This window comes from Companilactobacillus crustorum JCM 15951 (assembly GCF_001434585.1).
In the GTDB taxonomy this organism is placed as follows: domain Bacteria; phylum Bacillota; class Bacilli; order Lactobacillales; family Lactobacillaceae; genus Companilactobacillus; species Companilactobacillus crustorum.
This window is the reverse complement of the sequence record NZ_AZDB01000015.1, coordinates 25,871-49,096: the sequence shown is the minus strand read 5'-3', so window position 1 is coordinate 49,096 and position 23,226 is coordinate 25,871. Positions and strand designations below refer to the sequence as shown.

24 protein-coding genes are annotated in these 23,226 nt (G+C 33.8%); 8 read left to right on the top strand and 16 right to left on the bottom strand.

The window, feature by feature from the left end:
- The coding region (locus FD26_RS11305) for a hypothetical protein (protein WP_235526715.1) at positions 1-186 on the top strand (186 nt) is incomplete at its 5' end.
- 460 nt (positions 187-646) lie between these two features.
- Here FD26_RS11305 and mgtE read toward each other — a convergent pair.
- From mgtE to yjbM, 4 genes are read right to left on the bottom strand one after another with little or no spacing between them, the layout of a single operon-like run.
- Positions 647-2,020, bottom strand: a complete 1,374-nt coding sequence (mgtE, locus tag FD26_RS05780; protein WP_057867483.1) for a magnesium transporter — start codon at positions 2,018-2,020, stop codon at positions 647-649.
- Positions 2,013-2,933: an RluA family pseudouridine synthase gene (locus tag FD26_RS05775; protein WP_057867482.1), complete on the bottom strand. Its 921-nt coding sequence runs from the start codon at positions 2,931-2,933 to the stop codon at positions 2,013-2,015. Before FD26_RS05775 ends, mgtE begins: the two co-directional genes overlap by 8 nt.
- The gene (locus tag FD26_RS05770; protein ID WP_057867481.1) at positions 2,920-3,732 is read right to left on the bottom strand and encodes an NAD kinase; all 813 of its coding nucleotides are present in this window, start codon (positions 3,730-3,732) and stop codon (positions 2,920-2,922) included. Before FD26_RS05770 ends, FD26_RS05775 begins: the two co-directional genes overlap by 14 nt.
- Positions 3,732-4,385 carry a GTP diphosphokinase gene (gene yjbM, locus FD26_RS05765; RefSeq protein ID WP_057867480.1) on the bottom strand — a complete coding sequence of 218 codons (654 nt, stop codon included), beginning with the start codon at positions 4,383-4,385 and terminating at the stop codon, positions 3,732-3,734. The genes FD26_RS05770 and yjbM overlap by 1 nt, the downstream gene beginning before the upstream one ends.
- A gap of 147 nt (positions 4,386-4,532) precedes the next feature.
- On the opposite strand from yjbM, the gene FD26_RS05760 reads away from it, so the two are divergent.
- The gene (locus FD26_RS05760) at positions 4,533-5,180 is read left to right on the top strand and encodes a DsbA family protein (RefSeq protein WP_057867479.1); all 648 of its coding nucleotides are present in this window, start codon (positions 4,533-4,535) and stop codon (positions 5,178-5,180) included.
- Positions 5,181-5,307: 127 nt separating this feature from the next.
- Here FD26_RS05760 and FD26_RS05755 read toward each other — a convergent pair whose 3' ends face one another.
- The 6 genes from FD26_RS05755 to FD26_RS05730 all read right to left on the bottom strand — a co-directional run bounded on the left by FD26_RS05755 (position 5,308) and on the right by FD26_RS05730 (position 11,291).
- Positions 5,308-6,171, bottom strand: a complete 864-nt coding sequence (locus tag FD26_RS05755) for a competence protein CoiA (protein ID WP_057867478.1) — start codon at positions 6,169-6,171, stop codon at positions 5,308-5,310.
- A gap of 83 nt (positions 6,172-6,254) precedes the next feature.
- Positions 6,255-6,932, bottom strand: a complete 678-nt coding sequence (locus FD26_RS05750; RefSeq protein WP_057867477.1) for an adaptor protein MecA — start codon at positions 6,930-6,932, stop codon at positions 6,255-6,257.
- Between the two features lie 135 nt (positions 6,933-7,067).
- Positions 7,068-7,721, bottom strand: a complete 654-nt coding sequence (locus FD26_RS05745) for a hypothetical protein (RefSeq protein WP_057867476.1) — start codon at positions 7,719-7,721, stop codon at positions 7,068-7,070.
- Positions 7,718-9,694 carry a BspA family leucine-rich repeat surface protein gene (locus tag FD26_RS05740; protein WP_057867475.1) on the bottom strand — a complete coding sequence of 659 codons (1,977 nt, stop codon included), beginning with the start codon at positions 9,692-9,694 and terminating at the stop codon, positions 7,718-7,720. The genes FD26_RS05745 and FD26_RS05740 overlap by 4 nt, the downstream gene beginning before the upstream one ends.
- 214 nt (positions 9,695-9,908) lie before the next feature.
- Complete coding sequence (gene spxA, locus FD26_RS05735; protein ID WP_057867474.1) at positions 9,909-10,307, bottom strand: transcriptional regulator SpxA; 399 nt, start codon at positions 10,305-10,307, stop codon at positions 9,909-9,911.
- Positions 10,308-10,565: 258 nt separating this feature from the next.
- Positions 10,566-11,291: an MBL fold metallo-hydrolase gene (locus FD26_RS05730; protein ID WP_057867473.1), complete on the bottom strand. Its 726-nt coding sequence runs from the start codon at positions 11,289-11,291 to the stop codon at positions 10,566-10,568.
- 44 nt (positions 11,292-11,335) lie between these two features.
- Between FD26_RS05730 and FD26_RS05725 the strand changes: the two genes are divergently transcribed.
- Positions 11,336-11,788 (top strand): hypothetical protein, encoded by a 453-nt coding sequence (locus FD26_RS05725; protein ID WP_057867472.1) that lies wholly within the window; start codon positions 11,336-11,338, stop codon positions 11,786-11,788.
- On the opposite strand, the gene FD26_RS05720 is transcribed toward FD26_RS05725, so the two are convergent.
- Positions 11,778-13,778 (bottom strand): ABC transporter permease, encoded by a 2,001-nt coding sequence (locus tag FD26_RS05720; RefSeq protein ID WP_057867471.1) that lies wholly within the window; start codon positions 13,776-13,778, stop codon positions 11,778-11,780. The two genes, FD26_RS05725 and FD26_RS05720, sit on opposite strands and share 11 nt — an antisense overlap.
- Positions 13,759-14,529 (bottom strand): ABC transporter ATP-binding protein, encoded by a 771-nt coding sequence (locus tag FD26_RS05715; RefSeq protein ID WP_371862025.1) that lies wholly within the window; start codon positions 14,527-14,529, stop codon positions 13,759-13,761. Before FD26_RS05715 ends, FD26_RS05720 begins: the two co-directional genes overlap by 20 nt.
- Before the next feature lie 78 nt (positions 14,530-14,607).
- On the opposite strand from FD26_RS05715, the gene FD26_RS05710 reads away from it, so the two are divergent.
- The gene (locus FD26_RS05710) at positions 14,608-15,282 is read left to right on the top strand and encodes a response regulator transcription factor (RefSeq protein ID WP_057867469.1); all 675 of its coding nucleotides are present in this window, start codon (positions 14,608-14,610) and stop codon (positions 15,280-15,282) included.
- A gap of 11 nt (positions 15,283-15,293) precedes the next feature.
- The gene (locus tag FD26_RS05705) at positions 15,294-16,286 is read left to right on the top strand and encodes a sensor histidine kinase (RefSeq protein WP_057867468.1); all 993 of its coding nucleotides are present in this window, start codon (positions 15,294-15,296) and stop codon (positions 16,284-16,286) included.
- Positions 16,287-16,347: 61 nt separating this feature from the next.
- On the opposite strand, the gene relB is transcribed toward FD26_RS05705, so the two are convergent.
- The 3 genes from relB to FD26_RS05690 all read right to left on the bottom strand — a co-directional run bounded on the left by relB (position 16,348) and on the right by FD26_RS05690 (position 19,331).
- Entirely contained in the window at positions 16,348-16,575 is a 228-nt protein-coding gene (relB, locus tag FD26_RS05700; RefSeq protein WP_057867467.1) for a type II toxin-antitoxin system RelB family antitoxin, read from the bottom strand.
- Positions 16,576-16,861: 286 nt separating this feature from the next.
- Positions 16,862-18,913, bottom strand: coding sequence for a heavy metal translocating P-type ATPase (locus FD26_RS05695; RefSeq protein WP_057867466.1), 2,052 nt, complete (start codon positions 18,911-18,913; stop codon positions 16,862-16,864).
- On the bottom strand, positions 18,903-19,331 hold the full coding sequence (locus FD26_RS05690; RefSeq protein WP_057867465.1) for a CopY/TcrY family copper transport repressor: 429 nt from the start codon (positions 19,329-19,331) through the stop codon (positions 18,903-18,905). Before FD26_RS05690 ends, FD26_RS05695 begins: the two co-directional genes overlap by 11 nt.
- A 209-nt stretch (positions 19,332-19,540) precedes the next feature.
- On the opposite strand from FD26_RS05690, the gene FD26_RS05685 reads away from it, so the two are divergent.
- The 3 genes from FD26_RS05685 to FD26_RS11295 all read left to right on the top strand — a co-directional run bounded on the left by FD26_RS05685 (position 19,541) and on the right by FD26_RS11295 (position 21,938).
- Positions 19,541-20,164: a hypothetical protein gene (locus tag FD26_RS05685; RefSeq protein WP_057867464.1), complete on the top strand. Its 624-nt coding sequence runs from the start codon at positions 19,541-19,543 to the stop codon at positions 20,162-20,164.
- A 358-nt stretch (positions 20,165-20,522) separates the two neighbouring features.
- Complete coding sequence (locus tag FD26_RS11300; RefSeq protein WP_232230815.1) at positions 20,523-21,158, top strand: hypothetical protein; 636 nt, start codon at positions 20,523-20,525, stop codon at positions 21,156-21,158.
- On the top strand, positions 21,159-21,938 hold the full coding sequence (locus FD26_RS11295) for a hypothetical protein (protein WP_232230816.1): 780 nt from the start codon (positions 21,159-21,161) through the stop codon (positions 21,936-21,938).
- A gap of 388 nt (positions 21,939-22,326) precedes the next feature.
- On the opposite strand, the gene FD26_RS05675 is transcribed toward FD26_RS11295, so the two are convergent.
- Positions 22,327-23,166, bottom strand: coding sequence for a helix-turn-helix domain-containing protein (locus FD26_RS05675; RefSeq protein ID WP_057867463.1), 840 nt, complete (start codon positions 23,164-23,166; stop codon positions 22,327-22,329).
- Between the last annotated feature and the right edge of the window lie 60 nt (positions 23,167-23,226).

Genomic DNA, 23,226 nt, shown 5'->3' with positions numbered 1-23,226 from the left:
TTCGGATTAAATTTGCAATCTACCAATTTAAAAAACAGATCTTTTATCTTTATTGCACATCGATTAAGTGTCGCAAAAAAAGTAGATTCTATTTTGGTAATGAATAACGGAACTATAGTTGAAGATGGTACACCTAAAGAACTTCTTCAAAAAAAGGGATTCTATTGGAAGTTTATGAATACATAATTAATAAAAATGACTTTATCTTTTAAATACATGAAGTAGACTCAATGAATTGGAGTTCAGTCTTCTAATCACATAATGTGGTTAGAAGACTTTTTGTGTATACTCAATTCTCATTCCGTAAGGAATTACAAAATATTTATTTACTAATTTAACTTTGAATTCTGAAGAGTATTTGATCATAAAAAAACGCCTTAAAATTGTTAGATTATGTCTAATAATTTTAAGGCGCTTTACTATAACACAAAAAGTCGTTATCTTTTTTTATATTTAAAATTGAACACTAACCAACAGTTACCTGGACCAGAACAAAAATTGAAACTAGCTCAACCGTAAAATCATTCTTAACCATTTATTGCTTAAAGCTTGAAAATTATGCGTAACATAAGTTCCAAATCATACTCACAGCGTCCCAACTATATTTCAATCTTTGTGAAAAAATGAATCCTTAAATAGAAATAATTCACGCTCTAACGAAATATTGCATAAACATACCAGCGATACTGAAATAAATTAAAACACTGGTTAAATCACTCAAAGTTGAAATGAATGGTCCACTAGCAACAGCTGGATCAAATCCAAAACTAGACATTAGCATTGGAATTAAACTCCCTGCTAAATTAGCTACCGTAATGGCAGCACACATTGCCAAGCCAATTACCATTCCTAAAACAAAATTATGCTTCCAAATTCCAACTAATAAACAAACTGAAATTCCCGTAACCAACCCGGTCACAAAACCGGTAATTAATTCTTTTCCAATCAGTTTAAAAAACTCATGACGATTAATTTCTTCAACAGCTAAACGTCTGACCGCCACAGCCAAACTTTGCGTTCCTGCATTACCAGCTGTACCAGTAATTGTCGAAATAAAAACTGCTAAAATACTAGCTTCAGCCAACAATCCTTCAAAATGGTTAATCAAGGTCGCCGTAATCATACTCAACAGCAACAAAGTAATCAGCCAAGGCAATCTCTTAGAAGCTGCCTTCAATGGACCATCGCTATTGGCCTCATCCATACTAACACCGGCCAAACCAGAGTAATCTTGTTGAGCTTCATCATCAATAACTTCAATAACATCATCAACCGTAACGATACCGACTAATTTGTTAGCATGATCGACAACTGGAACTGCCAAGAATTCATAATCTCTAAAAACTTGAGCAACTTCTGCTTGTTCAGCATCAACATTGACTGTAATAATATCGCTATTCATTTTTTCGCTTAAAGTATCATTATCATCTAACAAAATTAAATCACGCAATGACATGACACCTACTAAATCTTCATGACTATCCAAAATATAAATATAATAGATTGTCTCTGCTGTCTTGGCAAATTTCTTCAGAGCTTTAATGGCCTCAGCAGCAGTCTCTTCCTCGTGAAATTCAACATAGTCGGTTGTCATAATACCACCGGCTGTTTCGGTATCGTAATGCAATAATCCACGTAGATTATTAGCATCATTTCGTGGCATTTGTTCCAAGAAACGATCGACATCAACCTTATCTAAATGTTCCAAAACATCGGCAGCATTATCATCGTACATGTCATTTAACATTTTAGAAGCGTAGCTTAAATCCATTTCTTTTAACAATTCTGGAATCAAAGGATTGTCATCTTCAATGGTATCGAACATATCTCCCATTTCATCTGGTTCCAAAATTGAATAGAGTGTTGTTCTCTCAGCTTTATTTAGCGTGAGGTAAAAAGTACTCTGGTCATAAAAATGCATATCCAAATAGGTTTTTCGAAATCGCTTCTTATCACCATTATCAAGATAATTTTTTAATTGTGAAAATTTATCTTGGAGTCTTTTTTCATTTTCATCCATTCTTCTCACCCCTTAGCACACTATCTAACATTACCATATCTTGTGGCAATGGCGCCTTTAATTTTAATAACCTTTTAGTAACAGGATGAACAATGTTCAAACGATAACAATGCAAAGCCTGTCGAGGCATTCGTTCGTCAATCTTTTTGCTATACATATCATCCCCAATAATAGGATGACCAATAGCTGTCAAATGAACTCGAATCTGATGGGTTCGACCAGTTAAGAGTTTTAATTTTAACAAACTAGCACACGGATATCGTTTAACTGTTTCATACAAAGTCTTTGAATCTTTCCCCTGTTGATGATCAATATTCCGCATATAAAAAGCTCTAGGATCAATACCAATAGGTAAATCTATTAACCCCTCGCTGGGCTCAACCTGACCGTAAACCATTGCTAAATAGAATTTTTGAAAATCTTCTGTATGCAAAATTTGATCTAACAACGAGTGAGAATAAGATGTCTTGGCAAAAACCATCAAACCAGAAGTATTTCGATCTAACCTTGTTACTAAATGAATAGAACTATTCTCTTTTTTTGCAATCAAATAAGCCTTCACTAAGTTAGCCATTGTTTGACTATCCTTAGCCTTAGCTGGCAAACTAGCAATACCTGCCGGCTTATTCACAACTAATAAATAACTATCCTCATAAATAACATCGATCTTTCCAGGCATAGGAACAATCAAATCTGAGGGCTCTTCTACGTTCAAAACAACCAATAAATTATCGCCATCTTTTAATTTAAAATCAAAATGACGCTGTTTATGATTAACAAAAATCAGTCCACCCTTATTTTTTAAATTGTGTAACTGACTAGAGGAAAATTTGTGTTGGACTAAAAATTTACGGACTGTCTTCTTATCATTACTATCAATCGTGAACTTTAAAAAACGGTTATTTTTGTTCATCTTGACCCAAAAAGGCTGTTTCTACTCTAGTCCAGAAGTGACGATGACGATATTGAGCAAATTGAGCTCTTTGATAATTAAGTTTAATCGTTATTTTTTTTACATTCTTTAACTTAGTCGTAATTCCATCACAACTAATAACATAATCATCAGCTGTTTGTGGATAAAGATCCACCTGTTGATTGTGCGGAATAATAATTGGCGAAGAGATTGTTCGATAAACACGATTATTGATCGAAGCAATCTCGATCATCTGAAAAACACTGATCTTAGGATGAATTAATGCCCCACCTACTGATTTAGAATAGGCAGTCGATCCTGTTGGCGTTGAAAAACATAATCCATCGCCACGAAAACTTTCGAAAAATTCTTTGTCCAAATCGACTCGTGTTTTCATGGTCAAGGAGGACAAACGTCTCACCACAGCTTCGTTGATTGCAATACCATGGAACAGAGATCCTTCTTTGTTTTCTACCATTACATCTAACAATGGATAACTAGTTGAAGGGATATTATCCTGGCATTCAATAATTCGCTTAGCCAGCTGATCGATCTCTGTATCAGTCCAATCAGAGTAAAAACCTAAGTGACCCGTATGCAAGGCCAAAAATTTCACTTTATCCAGATGTGCCGCATAAGCATGAAAAGTACTTAACAGCGTTCCATCGCCACCGACACTGATAACCAATTGGGGGTCGCGTCGATCTAGAATTAGACCCGCATCTAAAAGCTGACTGCGCAACTTATTAGCCGCTGCAACTGATTTTTCTTTACTATTATTATTAATCCATAATTTCATTATTTATTGTGCTCCGTAGGGTTATTTAAGTCGCGTTTTCGATCTGTAAAGTATTGCTGTGCATCTTGTATTTCTTCTCTAATTTTAGACATCTCTTCATCCAACATAAAGGAGGCTTCAGCTGCTCGTTTCAAACGTTCATTGATTTCTTCTGGAAAATCCCCTTGATACTTATAATTAAGCGAGTGTTCAATTGTTGACCAAAAGTTCATTGCTAAAGTTCTAATTTGAATCTCAGCTAAGATATTTATTTGACCATGTGCTGTTTGAATTGGATATTGAATAACCACATGATAAGAACGATAACCACTAGGTTTACTGTTGGCAATATAATCACGCTCTTCAACCACCTGCATATCTTCTCTAATATGAAGTAATTTTGCCACTTCATAGATATCCTCAACAAATTGACACTGAATTCTAATTCCGGCAATATCTTGCATATCCTGCTTTAATAATTCTTCGCTGATAAAACGCCGTTGCATTTTTTCCTTAATACTATCAACTGTTTTGACACGTCCAGTCACAAATTCAATTGGAGAATGTTCATTTTTTTCGAGAAATTCTTTTCGTAAGTTTCTAAATTTAATTTTTAATTCATCAACTGCTTGTGAGTATGGTATCAAAAATTCATTCCATTTAATTTCTGACATAGTAACCTCTCTTTACTTATTTAATATATCGTATATTCAAGAAAGATTCACTCAATTCTGAATATTAGGTACGTGAGTTTTATAATTTTACCTTTTTGAAAATTGTTGGTAGAATGACTATGCAACACAGAGATGGAGGGAATCAAAATGTGGGAAGTATTCTTATATATTAATCCCTTATGTTCGTATTGTTTAAATGTGGAACAAAGTATCATTGACTTCACTAGAAAACACGACATTGACACACAATATCATTTCGTACCTAATTATAATATGGCTACAATTAATGATTACATGAATTTAAAAGGATTTAAAATCTCCGATATTGAGGAACGTAATAACGCATCTCAGGAAGTTATTGAAGCAGCTAAGCTCTACAAAGCCGCATCCTGTCAAGGTAATAAAAAAGCCCGTAACTTTTTAATGAATCTTCAAGAACAAGTTAATGTTTTAAATAATCCCTTTGATGATACCACTATCAAGCGCGCTATTAACAATAGTGGGCTTGACTACAAAGCAATTCTAGCTGACAAAGACAGTCAATGCGTAGTTCAAGGACTAAAACGTGACCAACAATTGTCAATGGAAATGAACATTACTAAAGCTCCCACAGCCGTAGTCTTTGACTGTGACAACGAAGAAAAACCGGGTGTCATGATCAATGATTTTGGCAGTTCAAATAACCTAGAGGATATTAACAATAATATCAGTGCTTTACTTGAACGAGAACTTCCTCAAACGGAAAGTTATGTCAATACAAGTACCGTCATTAGCTTAGATAAATTCCGACGGTAAAGTCAACTTTCTAAATAGACAATATTACATAAGCACAAGGAAAGTCGAATAAATATATTTGGCTTTCAGTATTAACCCAATAAGGCGACATCTTATCAAATAAGATGCCGCCTTTTATTGCGCTAGTTTATTTTTCTTTAACATAATTTAGTAGTGGCTGCGAAAGAGTTTTTTTAGTTTGTCCACAGACCATTTGCCACGCTGGATACTCATAAATTGGCTTTATCGGTGGGAAGCTTCTTTTGCTTAAATAATCTTCCACCGTCAACTGATGCTGCTGATAAAAAGTCATTTTTAATTTTTGCGATCTTGAATCGTTCTTTCGTCGTAGCTTTTCTATCAAATAAAGGTTCATTGCTTGAGCTTCAATTTGATAATATTGTGGTTGAAAGTCAAAAATTTGATTAAACTCTTCTTTTGAAAATACCTTTAATTCAAAGTAAATTTTATTAAATGGTCCGAGAAATTTTATGTGATGGAATAAGGATAAATGGCCTCTTTTAGCATCTAGCATTAATATATAAAAGCCCCACTTTTCATTAAAATCAATGAATTTCAGATGTTCGTGACGAATTGAAGCAGCTAAATAATCATCGCCCAAAATCCAATAGCTAGTCATTCCAATACTACGATACCCGGCTATTCGTTCAGCAAGAACCTTAATGTTAATTTTGGCACATTGATATTCCAATGCTATTTGTCGATCAACTAAGATATCTGGACGTTGCTTGATTTTTGGCAAATAAACTTCTAGCTCTAATTTCTTTAATGGTAATTTTTGAAGCGATGAAAATAATAAACTTTTCCCCAACTTATGAACGGGTCTTTCGTTGACCTCATTATCCTTTTGATTGAGATGTCGAAAGTATTTTCGAGCGGCCGTTGCAATTAATTTTACTTTATCTTTGCACCGACAACAGTAATATATCTGATTCTCAAGTGCGTCTTTTACATAAACTAATGTCCCTTTTTTATTCAGAGCAGCATACATTTCTCTATCACCTCTAAATAAAACTACGAAAAAAAGTTCCAAGCAAAGAAATTAATCTTTACTTGAAACTTTTTTAAAATAAGCTATTTACCAAAATAATATCTTGTTAATTCCAAAGCTGTCTTTGACATGATCTGTTTACCATATTCTGACAAAACAGCTGCTGTAACTTTAGTCTTGAAACTATACTCACTAAGCAGTGCCAACACATCGCTATAAGTCATTTCATGCATCTCATCTGTAAAGAGAATAAGTTGCAAGTAATATTTATTATCGTATTCCCAAAGATTTGAAATTCCACTCTCTAAGCGTAACAAGTTAGCTAATTGAACGTAATCTTCAAAATCTTTGAATTCGACAATAACTGTCTTTGTAGGTGTATCTGGGTCATTCAAATATGGTGCTGTTTCGCTATCATATTCTTCAGTTCCAACTTTTTCATCATCCAAATTACTATTATTATCATTATTACCAACTGAATCCTGTAGCCCATTCAATGGCAATGAACCTGTACCCTCAGAATCATCACTCTTACTAATCAATAACTCCAAACCTTCTTTGTTTGGCATTATTTGGAAAGTAACAGGTTCATTATTTGTAAAAACATGATCCTTATCAACTTCATCCAAAATACTATAGAAGAACGATTCAATTTGTTTTTTGTTGCCAAGCAAATCTAGTACTGTTACCCCACGCTCTTGTAAATCCTCTGTACTAAGAATGACTCTGATTGTATTTTCATTAAGTCGATCCATTTCCATCATAGTCACCTCAATTCTGTATCTACATTTTAACAGTCTCAAAAACTATTTCAACTATCTCATATCGATATTACGAGTCATTAAATTAATATACTAAACGTAGCAAGACTAGTCAAAAAATAACTCCTACAGAATCTAAATGCTATTAATCAAAGTCCAATTAAGTGTTGTTGAATAATGTCCACTGACAATATGTTTATCATTAGCCAGATTTAACAATATTCCCTGATCTTTATCCCAATCAATTGAGCTTGGTCCATTGGGCAGACTGCCGCTATAAATTTGGTATGGATCCGTATCTAAAATCTGATCGCTTTTTCCAGCTTCTCGATAAATTAAGACATTGTTCATCGTATTTAGTCCATCGTCACTAGTTAATGGTGCTGCTAAAGATACTGCCAAAGTTAATGTAACTGGTCCTGCAGGATTGTTATTATTATCGAATCCTACAACCATTGAATTTTTGCGTGGAGCAACTTGTGAAACATTATTAACAGTTCCAAAATCAATATCAGGAACTGTCATCTTAATATCAATTTTAGGTTGTTGCTGCCAAACAAAAGTAGTGACTGGATTGCCAACGGTTGAAAACTTTTCTGAAATATCAGTATTGGAGTATAAATCCCCTACTGGAGCATGATCAGTTCCACCGCTACTCTCATCAACCTCTTGCCAGTAAGAACTAATAGCTTTATATTGCTCAGTCGTACTTGGATCAAAAATTCCCGTTCCCGCCACCGGACTAGGAAGATTCTGATTAGTGCTGTTCAATGCACTATTCCAAATCATTTTTGGACCCAATTGACTTTCCAAAGATTACTAGTAACAGATCCAAATAGGTAACTAATATCGGTTGCCTTGGTCGTATCAAAGTTTGATATATCCAAAGTCCTAAGATCAGCCATTGAATTGAACATGGCATAAAAGGTCGTGACTTTTGAAGTATTCCATTTCGATAAATTCAAATTCTTCACAGATTTTTCCCCGAAAAATGTTTCATACATATTAGTAGCACTTGATGTATTCCAATTTTCAATTGGTAATTCAGTAAACTCGGAATTATAAAACGTCATATAAAATCTGTTAACTTTCGAAACATCCCAATCATTTATTGGAAGTGTTGCTACTCCCGTAATTGCAGAAAAAGTTCTTGATAAATCGGTAACCGATGAAGTATTCCAATTCTTGATTGGGCTATAATCTTTGACACCGCAGCCGTCAAAGGTATTTGCCATGCTTTGCACTTTAGAAGTATCCCAATCAGCTACATTCAAACCATCAAAATTCGGCAAAGTCGTATTTTGAAACATGCTACTAAAATTCGTTGCGGAGCTAGTATCAAACGTTCCAATAATTTTTTGCAATTTAGATGTGCCAGCAAAAAGAGACTCAAAATTTGTTACATTGGAAGTATCATATTGGGACAGATCTATAGTTCCAAATCCCGTTCCAGAAAACATGGCATACATATTAGACGCTTTTTTAGTAACTAATGTTTGGTATCCAAGTAAGTTATCTTCATTGAGTAATTTATCATATCGAAACATGCTGCTAACCCCTGACAGGCTAGATGTATTCCATTTTGATAGATCTAACGATGTTAAATTTTTACATCCGTTAAACATAGAACCCATGTTAGTAACATTTGAAACATCCCAATTATTTACAACTGACAAGTCGCTGTCTGTCACATTGTAAAACATTGAATCCATATTGGTGACTTTAGAAACATCCCAATCGGCAATATTTTTAACCTTATCAATATTGCTGTCGCCCGAAAATAATCCAGTCATATCAGTAACATTTGACAAATCCCAGTTGCTCAAATCAAGTGAATTGAATTTTACATTTTGGAACACGTACGCTAAGCTTGTTACTTTTGAAATATTCCAATTTTTAATATCATCAGGGTCAGTTTTAGTAAAATCATTATCCTTAAATATTGAATTCATATTAGTGACTGAACTTACATCGAATTTATTTAAACCAGTAATTTTCCCTGGTACTGAACTAAACATACCAGTCATTGACGTTGCTTTAGATGTATCAAAACCTGATACATCTAAAGCTTGTAATCCTAAGTCTCCAGAAAACATCGAACCAAATAAAGTCACATTCGACGTTTTAAATTTTGACAAATCTAGACTTGTTAAAGACTTATCATTATTAAACATGCTTGTCATTGTGGTACAAGCACTCGTATCCCAAGTATCTAGTCCAATGATTTGAGTCAATTTAGCGTCATTATAAAATAAAGATGCAAATGTTTGGGAAGTCGAAACATCCAAATTAGTCACATCAATTGTGATCACATTAGGAAGGTTGGAAAATACGTTATTACCATCGGCAACACCTGCTGAAGATACACTATCGTATGACCCTAGGATTACTCCTGGTTCAACATACACACTCTTAATAGAACTTGCATAACTACTCCAAGTTCCTAATCCATATACTAATCTACCGGCATGAATCGTTAGCTTGCCATTACTATCGATATCCCAATTGCAAGTTCCATCTACTCCACTCTGAGAAACTGTTGCAATTGATACTGGCATAATATTGTCAGTTAAATTGCTCATCGGAAAAGTGATTGCTGCAGAGTTTGAATTTAAGACACTCTGAATACTATTAGTAGTCTCTGCTCTGACTTCATAACAGTTCTTGAGGCAAAAGCCTACCCCCAAAGCAAAATTGCATGTTAAAAATCCTATACCTACTCTAACCCTGCGTAAACCAAGTCTTCTTTTAATCTCCAACATGATTTTTCTCCTAAGTATATATCTTTCAAAATATAGTATATATACCATAATGTTTAATTATGAATCTTTTTATGCAAAAATATTTTTCTTAATATGATTATTAATAAAAAAAGATGCCTATAATACCGATAATCCTCGGTAAATAAGCATCTTCTTTTCTTTTAATTTATTCTACAAAAAAAGACCACTTCCGCAAGAAAGTGATCTGGTATATTTAAAATCCAGCCATTAATTGAGCCTTTTGAAGTTCCATGGTTCTAACACTTCTAGGCAAGAATCTTCTAATTTCGTCTTCATTAAATCCAACTTGGAGACGTTTGTCATCCATAATAATAGGACGCTTCAACAAGCCTGGGTTACCTTGAACTAGGTCTAACAATTGATCAATTGTTAGATTATCTAAATTAACCTTAAGGTTTTGGAATGCCTTTGAACGAGTAGAGATAATTTCCTCTGTTCCGTTTTCAGTCATTTGAAGTACTTGTTTGATTTCTTGCTTATTTAAAGGTTCTGAGTAAATGTTTCTTTCTTTGTAAGGAATGTCATGATCTTCGAGCCAAGCCTTGGCTTTACGACATGAAGTGCAACTTGGAGATGTATAAATGGTTACCATATATAATCTCTCCTTTCCTGTGTAGTATCAAACTCTTTAAACACAATAATATTGTAACTTATTACACTTATAAAATCTATAGTTTTTTTATAAAAAGTTACGAATATTTGTTCTTAAATCGTCATTTTGTGAAAACATGTACCCGCCAAATAGCCTTCTATGTAAAAAAATCACAAATTACATAAATAATAATTTATTTGTTTCATTAGTTATAGTTTATAGTACTTTTGCTGCTAAATTTGTCCTAATGTATCAATCTTAGATATTAATTTCTAATCCTTGAAAGGCATTAACTACTGGAACTTCTTCAGCATACTTTTGTGATTGCTTTAACATAGTCTCAGCATCTACCGTTTGTGGCAAGTGGCTAATCATTAAACGTTTTACGTTAGCCTCTTTAGCCAAGGTCCCGGCTTCTTTAGTATTAAGATGCGCTTTACGACCAGTAACATCCTCTGGGAAATTAGTATCAGCTATCAACAAATCTGCACCTTTAGCAAAATCAACTAACCCATCAAAGTAAGTTGTATCAGCCGTATAGACGAGAACCTTGCCATCTTTATCAGTAATTCGCATTGCGTAAGCTGGTACAGGATGAACTGTGCGCAAGAATTCAAATTTCAGACTGCCAATCTCTATTGGTTCATAGTCGTTATAAGCTATTCCTTGCGTGGCATTTTCAACTGTCAATTGCGAATAGTTGACAAAATCTTGAGTATGACCATAAATAGGAAGTGGATCTTCCTTCTTAGCAGCGAGCCATTCGTACTGCAAAACGCCAACATCTGCTGTATGATCATGGTGATAGTGAGATAGAACAACCGCATCCAAGTCTGTTGGCTTCATGTAATTAGAGAGGGCATTTAAAACACCACTACCACAATCAATTAACATTTTTTTACCATCAGCTTGTAATAGATAGCCGGAAGTTCCGATTCCATCATAGGGATATCCACCATAAAAACCTAAAACTGTAACTAACATAGAAAACCTCCAAAAAAATTTAAATTGAAAGGATTTCAATAATTATGAACATAACATTAAAGCTAGGCACATATAATTTTTTAAAGAGTCAGTTAACTTCCACTGACACTTTATTAAAACCCTTATTTCATGCTAACGCAGACCATCTTTTAATAAAAAATTTATCAACATTTGCACAATATCGTAGTATCAGTGGCGTTTACGATCCCAAGAATAATTTATATTCTTTGACCTATCTCAAACTTAATGCTGATCAGGCCAAGTTATTCGAAGATAAATTATTCGGGTCCCACCAATACTCCTTCAATTCTACATCAACCGCTGTCTTACAAAAAAGGGAAAGTCCACGTGAATACTTAATTATTCGTACTTTTAATGAAACTAGTCAAATCAAGGCTTGGGAAAAAATGCTGCAAAATGAGATTCAAAAGCAAATACAGGGTACTACTGAAGAAGATTTTGGCTTCTTCTCCAAAGCTTATTCGCTTATAGATTAAATTTTTGCTTCACGCCCCGCCAAGATACTTTGTAACTAATCAATCCAAAGAGTGCATACAAAACAATATAGCCACCGTATATCAAAATAATATTTTTCGATATGTGCCGGCCAAAATCAAACATAGCAATGGCGGCAAATGATTGAATCAGTGCAAAGACAATTGGTATCAAGAAGGTCAGTGTGTTCTCACGAATAATTATCTTCTTGACTTCAGTCTCTTCAACGCCAATCTTTTGCAACGTTCGCAATTGATTCGATTGATAATCATCCCGCAATAAGATTCGCAATGTTAAGACGCTGCCTAGAGCTATCAATAGAGCCACGCTGTACAAAGCTACAATAAATAAATAGAAGCCCCCACCTTGTTTAAAATGTTTTTTAAGGCTTCCCTGACGTAAGAATCCTGCCTGAGTATAGGTTGATGCCGCATACTTGTTGGGTTCTTTTTTCATGACTTTAATTGAGGAACGTGAAAGCGACGATTTGAAATCAACCTTCATGTAATAGGCATCCCGATAGCTATTTAACTTTTGTAGCTGCGAATGGCTTAACCGATCGCCCTTTTTGAAATCCCAACCGTAAAAAGTATCCTTTACCTCGGCTGGCATACTCTGATAATACTTGTTAGGTACAATCATCATTGGTCCAAAGTGCATCGAACTACCATAAGGGAACGAATAACCTACTTTAGCACTCTGAATCATAGGAGCATTTTTAACTTCAATATCGTGTTCCTTTTCTTGATTTCCATACATTACAGAAGATTTATAATCAATTTTTAAAAATTGATGACTATTAATATTGCTGTTACCTTTACGCATTCTTTTAGGCAATGATTTATATGCCGAATATGACATAAAGGTCATAGGCTGGCGAATATACGATTGACTAGATTTGCTGTAATAAGAGACCAAATTGATCTTAACTGCCGTTTTATAGGTTCCTTTAACTTTGGCATCGTTCTTCTTGAGTTCTTCTCGAATAACTTTGACTGTATCCTCGTTTGCTGCTAATTCAAATGGATAAGCGCTATTGTAGTTTTGATGAACTGCTTGATAGCCAAAGTAACAAAAGGTCAACAGTGCCAAGGCCAAGGCTGATAATTCTGTTACGAACCAGAGAATTGAAATATTTTGAAAAAGTCGTTCTTTCATATACTTAAAGGAAAAAATATTGATTCCTGAATATGCTACTGAATGAATTTTTTCCATAATATTTAGAACTGATGGCAAAAAGCCATAATAAACTAAATATGTTCCCAGAATATCGGCACCCATAATATAGCCAATTTCCATCATTGGTCGCGATGAATAACTGACCGTATGCATATCCTTGAACAAACAAAGCGTACAGACTTGAGCTGTCAGCAATAAAACAATTCCAAAAACACCTGCAGGAATCTTCAGCCGCCAACGTGTTTTAACGGAATTCTTTCTTTTTTTCTTCTGTAAAATCCGCATCGTTTTTACGGCATTAATAACGCTCAAAATTAAAGTTGAGCCTATAAATAAAGTAAACAATTGCCCAATATTTTGTAAACCAATATACATTTCAAAATTAAGTCGAACTTGCATTAAATAAAATAGCAACATTCCCATAAACTTTTGGAAAACAAACATAAATATTAGCCCAATTATCCAAGCAATTGCCTGAACGATTACTGTCTGAATAAATCCAATAGCCACGATCACCCATCGTTGCATACCTAATTTTTCAAAAGTTAAAAATTCATTTCGTTGCTGCTTGATAAAAAAACCACCGACATAAATCATATAGACGAAAGCACAAAGGGCAAACAAGCCACTCATCATTGCCGTAATATCGTCGATAAGCGTGTCCCACCATCTTAGAGCGTAGTGTAAAGAAGGATTATCGCCCATTGATAGCAATATTCCAAAAACGCCAATCGCAAAACTACAAGCCAAAATATAGATTAAATAGCTATCGCGCATATTTGATAAACTACGTTTAATAATTTTTTGATACATTAAAATAGTCCCCTCCACCAATGGTACGTTGCATATTGATGATCTGTTCAAAGAATTTATCGCGATTGCCTGGATTAACGATCTCTGAGAAAACTACCCCATCTTTAATAAAAACTACTCGACTGCAATAACTGGCTGTGAAGGCATCGTGGGTAGCCATTAAAATTGTTGTTTTCTCTTTTTTATTAATCATCTGCATATAATTTAAAAGAATCGTCGCTGATTTAGAATCTAAACTTCCGGTTGGTTCATCTGCAAAAAGTATTTCAGGACTATTGATCAAAGCTCTAGCTGCAGCTACGATTTGCCTCTGGCCTAACGATAATTCATCAATTGCACGTTTTGATAATTTTTCAATATTCAGCAGCTGCATCATATAATTAAATCGTTCTTCAATCAGCTTCTTGTTGGAACGATTCAATGCCAGCGGCAAAATCACATTTTCTTTAACATTTAAAGAATCTAACAGTTCAAAACTCTGATAAATAAATCCCATTTTGTTGCGACGATACTTTGCCTGTTCACGATCATGCATTTGCGTTATATCTAAACCATCAATAATAACTTGACCATGATCAGGCCGCTCATTAGTAGAAATCATATTTAACAAGGTCGTTTTTCCAGCACCAGATGGACCCATAATTCCCATAAACTCGCCATGCTCAACTTTTAAGCTGATATCTTTAATGGCATGGACTGTACTTCTTTTCTTTCCAAAATCTTTTGAAATGTTCTTTACGGCAATTTGCACAGTAATTTCTCCATAATTAATTAATTATTGTTATCATATTGTATAGTGTCTTTATTCTAGCACGGAGGAAATTTTATCATGGCTAAAATTATGATTATTGAAGATGATGTCTCTATCTCCAAACTAATCAGTGAAAATCTCGAAAAATGGCAAATGGATTCATATATTACCAAAGATTTTAATAATATCATTGATCAATTTAATGAATATAAACCAGACTTGGTTCTATTGGATATTAATTTACCCATCTATGATGGTTACTATTGGAATCAAGAGATTCGAAAAATCTCAAAAACTCCTATTATTATTATTTCATCACGTAATTCTAACATGGACCAAATCATGTCAATGAATATGGGTGCAGACGATTTTGTTGAAAAACCTTTTTCAGTTGATATCTTAGTGGCTAAGATCAACGCGCTCTTACGTCGCACTTACGATTTCACTAAGAGTGCTAGCGACACAGTTGAGCACAACGGTTTGAAACTTAACCTTTCTAGTGGAACTGTCGAAATCAACGATCACAAAATTGATCTTTCTAAAAATGAATATAAATTATTGCAACGGCTTCTCAAGGATCAGGGCAAAATTGTCACTCGAGAACAACTTTTGAATTTCATGTGGGACGACGAACGTTTCGTAGATGATAATACCTTAACGGTTAATATCAATCGTCTCCGTGGAAAAATCGAAAAATATGGTCTCAAAAATTATATCGTCACTAAAGTTGGTCAAGGATACATCATTCCTTAATGAGGTAAATTATGACATTTCTAAAATATTTACGCGATCACATCTATTCAATTATTATTGTTTTGATAGGGATGACTTTTGTAGAATTAGTCTTCTTCCTAGATCCGCGTGTCCATTTTCACATGGGAACTCTCATCTATACATGGATTCTAGCTCTAATTTTTTTAACCGCTAATTTGGCCATTTCTTATATTCATAAAAAAAATTGGTACAAACAATTAGATAACTATCAAAATGATCTTTCTAAAGAACTATTTGGTGCCAATAACAATGAACAAAAATTTATTCAAAACAAAATCAATAATATTTCATTGGAATATCGTAACGAATTAACTGAACTATATCAAAATCAAAAAGATCAGCGTGAATACACTGAATCTTGGGTCCACGATATTAAAGTACCTTTGGCAGCTTTAAAGTTATCTCAAGATGATGAGCTAGACAAACAACTAGTTGCTGAAGAATTGGATCAAATTGATTATTTAGTGGATCAGGCTCTTTACTTTGCTCGTTTAAATAATTTTTCAAACGATTATTTGATTCAAGAACAAGATTTAAATGATATTGTTAAATCCTGTATCAGAACTAACAAACGACTTTTTATCAGTAAACGTATTGGAATTGATTTAAATGTTACCAACAAGAAAGTTCTAACTGATGAAAAATGGCTCAGTTTCATCATTAATCAAATTCTTTCTAACAGTCTAAAATATACTGACCAAGGTGGCAAGATTTCAATTTTTTCAACTACAACTGATAATAATATTGCTTTGCACATTAAAGACAACGGTATCGGAATTGTCGATCAAGATATCAAACGAATCTTTAATAAAGGTTTTACCGGTAGCAATGGCCGTAAATCTGGTAGTAAATCTACTGGAATGGGACTGTATTTAGTTAAGAAAATGACTGACAAGTTAGGTCATGCTATCCGCGTTGAATCGCAACTTAATGAAGGTACAGAAACCATTATTACCTTTCTTGATTTGCCATATTATAAATAAACTAAAACACCCATAAGCAAAAAGCCCATGGGTGTTTATTCTTTATCATTGCTACGAGTATTCAACAATATAAACTCAACTCTTTTCTGAGTGCATCTAAAGATACATCTTGTGGATTATCTCGATATTCTTGAAGCGACTTCTCATAAATTTGATTATCTAAATCGTCCTCTATCTTTTCAATTGCCACTGAGCGCAAGAAATCCGACGCACTCATATTTTTAGATTTAGCATAATTTTTAATTAGTTTTTTATCCTGACTACTTAAGTAAAGAGAGATTGTTGCCATTTCCTGTCACCTGCCCTTATAATCACATATAGTCTATTATGTTGCATTATTTTTTTCAACATTTAACGCTTTTTAGATACATTTTTTGATAATTATTATTCTGTTATTTGATTAATTACTATTCAATTTTAATATCTTTTTGCACAAAAATAATTTATATTATAAAAGAATATTATTTTAGTATTAATCGATTTTATTCAGCAAAAGCAAAGTAGGCTCAAATGACTTTTAACATCTAGTCATTTGAGCCTACTTTTATATATTTAAAATTGATATACAACTTAAATTACATTTTTAATGTTAATGCGTTAATCGCAACTACTACCGTTGAGAGCGACATAACAATTGCCCCAACAGCTGGACTCAAAACGAAGCCTACTCCAGCGAGAATTCCAGCAGCCAATGGAATAGCTATAATATTATAGCCTGCTCCCCACCACAAATTCTCAACTGTCTTGCGATAAGTATTGTGCGATAACTTCAAAAACTTGATGATATCACTTGGATCACTATTGTATAAAACCACATCTGCTGAATCAATCGCTACATCGGTCCCGGCTCCAATAGCAACACCAATAGTTGCAGAAGCTAAACTCGGTGCATCATTGATTCCATCACCAACCATCAAAACATGATGTCCTTGAACCTCTAATTGCTTGATAACTTGATGCTTGTCTTCGGGTAATAATTCGGCACGAAATTCGTCAATGCCCATCTGTTTAGCCATTATAGCCGCAGCTTCCTTATTATCCCCCGTCAACATAATTGGCGTGATATTTCTTGATTTTAATTCTTTAATAAATTCAATCGTATTCTTTTTAATACGATCACCTAAGGCAACAAATCCTAAAACTTTTTGATTTGAAACTAAGTAACTAATTGTATTGCCCTTATCCAAATATGTTTGAATGTATTTCTTATCTAAAGTGATTTTATGTTCATTTAAGTATTTCATGTTGATCAAATAATAATCTTGATTATTTAATGTTCCACTCATACCATAACCCTTAATTGCCTGAATATTATCCAAAACAATTGGTGTTGCCTTTTGATCTTTAGCATATTGCACTACACTGCTGGCAATGGGATGACTAGAGCCGCTTTCAATTCCAGCAATAATTGCCAATAACTTTTGATCATCAATCGATTCATCAATACTTTGAAGTCCATTAACAGTAAACTTTCCCTCAGTCAAAGTACCAGTCTTGTCCATTGCTACATAATCAATCTTGCGACTATTTTCCATAGCCTGATTATTACGAATAATCAAACCATTAGTTGCTGCAATTGAAGTACTGCGCGACATAACTAACGGAATAGCTAATCCTAAAGCATGTGGACAAGCAATAACTAAAACAGTTACCAATCGATTCAAAGCTGTATTCATATCACCGAAAATCAACCAGTAGACAAAAGCAATAATCCCGACTGTTAAGGCGGCATAGAATAACCAGCCTGAAACACGATCAGCCAACAATTGCGACTTAGAACGACTACTCTGTGCATCAGAAACTAATTTACTAATTTGAGAAAGGTAACCCTCTCCTGCAGCCTTATCAACTTTAATTCTAATAGTACCCTCACCGTTGATAGAACCACCGACTACCTTACTGCCTAATTCTTTTTTGACCGCTTTAGACTCACCAGTGATCAAAGATTCATTGATGTAACTTTCGCCGCTAATAATATATCCATCCAATGGTACGGATTCACCAGCTCGAATTTCAACAATATCGCCAGCTTTTACCATAGAAATATCATGATCCATTGTCATATCGTCATGTACCATATGAACTTGATTAGGTACTAAGGAAGCAATCTTTTGCAAAGCATTGCCGGCACTCATGGTTGATTTCATTTCGATCCAATGACCTAACAACATAATCACGATCAAGGAAGCTAATTCCCAGAAAAAGTCCATCACATGCGTGGAAGATTTCAACAAATTATTTTCTACAAAGGCATATAAACTGTAGATATAAGCTACACTAATTCCCATTGTAATCAATGTCATCATTGCTGGCTTCTTTTCAGCCAATTCGCCCCGAGCACCAGTAATAAATGGCTTACCACCATAGAAATAAAGAATTGTGGCTAGTATCAAAACCAACCAATCTGAACCAGGAAATTGAAATTGGAATGGCAGGTGCAGACCCATAAATGGCGATAAAATAAATACTGGTATTGCCAAAACAAGTGAGATCCAGAATTTCTGTCTCAAGTCCCCCATATCCATCATATGACCACCGTGCATCATCATATGACCGTTGTTGCCAGACATGTCCATCTTAGAGTGGTCCATATCCATTTTCATATCGTCCATTTTTTCATTCTTCATTCAAATCCGCCTCCAAACAATTGCAGTTGACCGTTTCAGGTGCTGTTTTTACCTTTTGATTCAGGGTCTGCATAATCTTAACAATGTCGCTTTGAGAAATCTCCGAATTATTGATCAAATCATCAATTGCCATACCCTTTTTCATACAACAAAGATTATCGAATAGTTCCGTTACACTCTCATGAATAGCTGCATTCTCAGATATCAATGGCTTGTAAACATAAGGGCGGTTAGTCTCATCAGCTTGAAGAAAATTTTTCTTTTGTAAGCGACCGATCAAAGTTTTAATTGTGGCAGATTTCCAATCAGTCTTCCGCTCCAAAATCTCAATTACTTGTTTGCTAGTTGCCTGACCCAACGTCCAAATGATCCTCATTACTTGCCATTCAGCACGACTCATAGACTCTACTTCTTTCATGGTGACTTCTCCTTTCAAAGTTTACGTTTGTAATCCTTCTCAACAAAATACAGTTTACAACTGTAAATATAAATTGTAAAGAAATGCGCTTGATGATTAGTTTTTTTTCATGCCAAAATCAATAATTTATAGACAATTTATTTTATTGTGACATCCCAAATATTAATAATATGCTATGCTGTGACTACTTTAAGCGAGGGGAAATTATTATGATACCACCATTTGTTACTGCCTTAATTGTTATTTATTTTATCCGTGATCAATTCGAATTCAGTTCCATTTCTAGAATTAGTTTTTGGATCATCCCCGGATTAACCCTTTACCAGTTCTTCAATACTATTAAATGGAGCAGTCTTAATATAGTTATTATCGTAGCTTTATTATTATTTGCTGCAGCTATTGGCTATTATCAGGCCTCATATACCAAAATTCGATTAGAGGAAACTTCAAACACATTTTTTAGAGATCAAAATGGTCAAGAAGTACCTATTTATAAAAAAGTTGTCACTGCTCAAGGTGGACGTCACTACCTCTATGGATGGTTAATCGTCCTTCTTGTCCAGATATTTATTGAGGCACTTTATTTACACGAGATTATCACGCCTCTTAAAATTTGGGATGTCTTTTTAGAAGAAGTTATGGCTGACCTCTTTAGCTTTAGCCGTTTTGTTGGCAGCTCCCATACTAGCTGGATTATTTGGGCTTTAACATCATTTACCAGTTTTAGTTACACTTTTTGGATTGCTCATATGTCCCCGTTAGCGCAACAAAAATTATTCAAAAAAGATAAATTTGTTCGAATAGCTGCTGAGGATTCACATAAAACTAAATAAAAAAGCACCTCTAAGCGAGGTGTTTTTTTTAAACCTATTTTACATAAACCGTAATTCTCCGAGATTTATATCAGTCATTCATACCGCTATCCCCAATATCAGATACTCTGACTACAACTCTATAAACCTCATTACAAAAACTACTATATCTCAACTAAACTTTTTGCATTACAATCTGTATAAATCTTAAACAATGCTTTAAATTTTTCTTTCTTTAATTATCATAAAATATACTATGTTATTATGAATATAATTAATAGTTATCGGGGATTAATTATTCTATTAATCATTTTTTCATTCAAGAGGGATAATCATCGAAAATTTATCAAAAATTACCAATAAAACCATTTTGATTTGCATGGCTGAGTTCACAACAGTTGTCTTTTTATTAATGCTGAAATTTTATTATCAAAATTTTCTTTTTCAATTACCAATAAGAAATTTACCATTAATTATCGTAGCCTTTTTACTCGTTCTTTTAGTCGGTTATGGATTAACTAGAATATCCACCGATGATAAAAAGCTCAATGCGCTTATCCTAATAACAATGATTGCTATTTTTATGATCATTGCCACCTATTGGATTACCGTTGTTCCTAATTTGCAAGTGAGTGATTATGGTAATTTCTGGTCGCGGGCTTTTAATTATGAGGTCGGGAACCCTCTTTATCAAGACGACAACGATTATTTTTCTAAATATGCTTATCAGACAGGCTTTTTCGTCTACGTTGTAGGAGTCGTAAAAATCTTTGGCTACCACATCTTTGTAATTCAATTTTTAAACGTAATTTATCAAGCTCTTATTTTATATGTAACTTATTTAACAGTTAATAAAGTCTTTCATAATATACGTATGGCACGTTTGGCTGTTTTACTATTAATGATTGACTTAGACTGGTTTGCATTAAATGTTCAAACGAGTAACCAATATCTAGGATCATTAATGTTTCTCTTAACCTTCTATTTACTAATGCTCGACAAAACCAAGTATTAGTTGTTAGCAGGAGTTACCCTAGCCCTTGGTTGTATCGTTAGACCCATCGGACCAGTAGTTGTTGCTGGAATTATTGTTTTTGGCTTACTAATAAAGTTTTGGAAACAACACAATTATCAATCATCGCTTAAAATCTTAGCTACTCTTGCAATTTACTTTTTACTCTTCTCTTTAGCTGGTTGGGGCATCAAAGCTTCCGGTATCAATGAATATGGTCTTTCTAACCGCGATTCAGAATGGAAGTTCGTAACTGGTTTAAATTATGATTCTAATGGTGCTTATTCGCCCGATTTAAACCGCTTCATTGATCCTAGCAAATCTCGAAATGAAATGAATAACGTTGAGAAAGCACAAGTAAAAAGAGAACGTACCTTTTTGAATCAACATCATTCTTGGCTACGACTCTTTGTTAATAAAACGCAACTGCTCTGGTCCTCAAGAACCATGGCAACCGATTCTACTAATTTTAATTTAAACCATTCACAAAAAACTTTTGATTTAGTTAATTATTCAGCGTATATCGGTTCAATAATCTTAATTATCTTTTCCTGGATTGGTTCTCTAGAATTATTCAAAACTAAATTCAGTGACAATCTTTATTTACTATTATTACCGCTCATGGCCTTAGCAGTCGTTCAATTATTGATCGAAGTCCAAGGACGTTATCGGATTGAATTTTTACCAGTCATTGCCATTATAGGTAGCTTGGGACTTTATAAATCGATCGAATTAATTCGATCCTTCGCCCCAAAGGAAAAAGAATCTCTTAACTTGGAATAATCCAAGTTGAGAGATTCTTTTTTTATTAGGTGTTCGGATTAATTTTTCTCTTTTATTACTCCATGCTCATCAACATGATTAGGTAACCATTTGTTTATTAGAACTAATCTTGCGAGTGAATCCATTAATATCCATAACATTATCAAATGCAAGAAACATCCGAGAATGGGCGTACCGATTATCCAATACATGCTATCCATTGTCTCAAAAAGGTGTACATAAAAGCATTATAGTTTCTGTAACGAATAAAAATACTCCCGCCGAATCTGCATTGATTGTGATAAATAAAACACTTTTGCAGTATATACTTGTGAAATATATCTTTCCACTACTTTTATAAAATAATATGATAAAACTTTACAGCACAAAAAAAGACTAATTCTGTTAACTAGTCTTTTTGAAGTTTATTTTGTAATTTTTTATTGTTTAAAAGTTCTGCTGTATAATACGAAATATCTTTATATTTTTCGAATTCTTTTTTGTTACCCTGATCTTGTTTGTTTGATAAAGCCACCAAATAACTCAGCTCATCAATAAAATACGATAAATGGTTTTCATTTGCGTATTCTATACCTCTTTTGGAAATACTTTCTGCATTTGAATATTGTTTTAAATTTAAATACAATTGCCCTAATGAATTACACAAATATAACATTTCAACTCCGGAAGCATTAGCAATATTAAGATTCTCCTTAAGAGATTGAGCAATTAAATTACAATAATAGTCAGCAATATCCGCATGATCTTGTTTCTGATAAATCATACCTTTAATCAAATATGATATTAATGTATAAATATTGGTATTATCTGACTTAGTCCCTTGAAGAACTTTATCAAGATTAAAAGAACTTACTTCCAAATTCCCCTTTTGAAATTCAAGGGCACCTTTAATGAAATCATACTGGACATTGTCTTTAGCATCAACATTGTTCTTAATGAGCGATAATTTTTCATTTACTTCATCAAGTTCATTAAGCAAAACGTCCTCTTCAATCGAATCAAGAACAAATACTTGTTCATTTTTGGTATCACTCGAAAAATCACTGAAAACATCATTTAACGATAAATCCAAGCGTTGACAAATCTTAATTAAAACATCGATTTGAGGTGTCATACTATGCTTTTCCATTTTACTAATAGTATTTTGATTACAGACACCATTTGCCAAATCATTTTGCGTTAAATTTAAACTACGTCTTTTATCATAAATCACTGAACCTAAAAACATACTTGTACCTCATTTAGTAATATAATACTTTTTATTATACCATTTAACGATATAATGTAC

Coding starts and splice junctions, on each gene's coding strand:
- FD26_RS05770 (WP_057867481.1), bottom strand. CDS start 3,732: ATGAAATTATGGATTAATAATAATAGTAAAGAAAAATCAGTTGCAGCG.
- FD26_RS05695 (WP_057867466.1), bottom strand. CDS start 18,913: ATGAAGAATGAAAAAATGGACGATATGAAAATGGATATGGACCACTCT.
- mgtE (WP_057867483.1), bottom strand. CDS start 2,020: ATGGATGAAAATGAAAAAAGACTCCAAGATAAATTTTCACAATTAAAA.
- FD26_RS05755 (WP_057867478.1), bottom strand. CDS start 6,171: ATGTATGCTGCTCTGAATAAAAAAGGGACATTAGTTTATGTAAAAGAC.
- FD26_RS05690 (WP_057867465.1), bottom strand. CDS start 19,331: ATGAAAGAAGTAGAGTCTATGAGTCGTGCTGAATGGCAAGTAATGAGG.
- spxA (WP_057867474.1), bottom strand. CDS start 10,307: ATGGTAACCATTTATACATCTCCAAGTTGCACTTCATGTCGTAAAGCC.
- FD26_RS05740 (WP_057867475.1), bottom strand. CDS start 9,694: ATGTTGGAGATTAAAAGAAGACTTGGTTTACGCAGGGTTAGAGTAGGT.
- FD26_RS11300 (WP_232230815.1), top strand. CDS start 20,523: ATGGCTGAGTTCACAACAGTTGTCTTTTTATTAATGCTGAAATTTTAT.
- FD26_RS05760 (WP_057867479.1), top strand. CDS start 4,533: ATGTGGGAAGTATTCTTATATATTAATCCCTTATGTTCGTATTGTTTA.
- FD26_RS05705 (WP_057867468.1), top strand. CDS start 15,294: ATGACATTTCTAAAATATTTACGCGATCACATCTATTCAATTATTATT.
- FD26_RS05720 (WP_057867471.1), bottom strand. CDS start 13,778: ATGTATCAAAAAATTATTAAACGTAGTTTATCAAATATGCGCGATAGC.
- yjbM (WP_057867480.1), bottom strand. CDS start 4,385: ATGTCAGAAATTAAATGGAATGAATTTTTGATACCATACTCACAAGCA.
- FD26_RS05775 (WP_057867482.1), bottom strand. CDS start 2,933: ATGAACAAAAATAACCGTTTTTTAAAGTTCACGATTGATAGTAATGAT.
- FD26_RS05685 (WP_057867464.1), top strand. CDS start 19,541: ATGATACCACCATTTGTTACTGCCTTAATTGTTATTTATTTTATCCGT.
- FD26_RS05675 (WP_057867463.1), bottom strand. CDS start 23,166: ATGTTTTTAGGTTCAGTGATTTATGATAAAAGACGTAGTTTAAATTTA.
- relB (WP_057867467.1), bottom strand. CDS start 16,575: ATGGCAACAATCTCTCTTTACTTAAGTAGTCAGGATAAAAAACTAATT.
- FD26_RS05745 (WP_057867476.1), bottom strand. CDS start 7,721: ATGATTTGGAATAGTGCATTGAACAGCACTAATCAGAATCTTCCTAGT.
- FD26_RS05730 (WP_057867473.1), bottom strand. CDS start 11,291: ATGTTAGTTACAGTTTTAGGTTTTTATGGTGGATATCCCTATGATGGA.
- FD26_RS05710 (WP_057867469.1), top strand. CDS start 14,608: ATGGCTAAAATTATGATTATTGAAGATGATGTCTCTATCTCCAAACTA.
- FD26_RS05750 (WP_057867477.1), bottom strand. CDS start 6,932: ATGGAAATGGATCGACTTAATGAAAATACAATCAGAGTCATTCTTAGT.
- FD26_RS05725 (WP_057867472.1), top strand. CDS start 11,336: ATGAACATAACATTAAAGCTAGGCACATATAATTTTTTAAAGAGTCAG.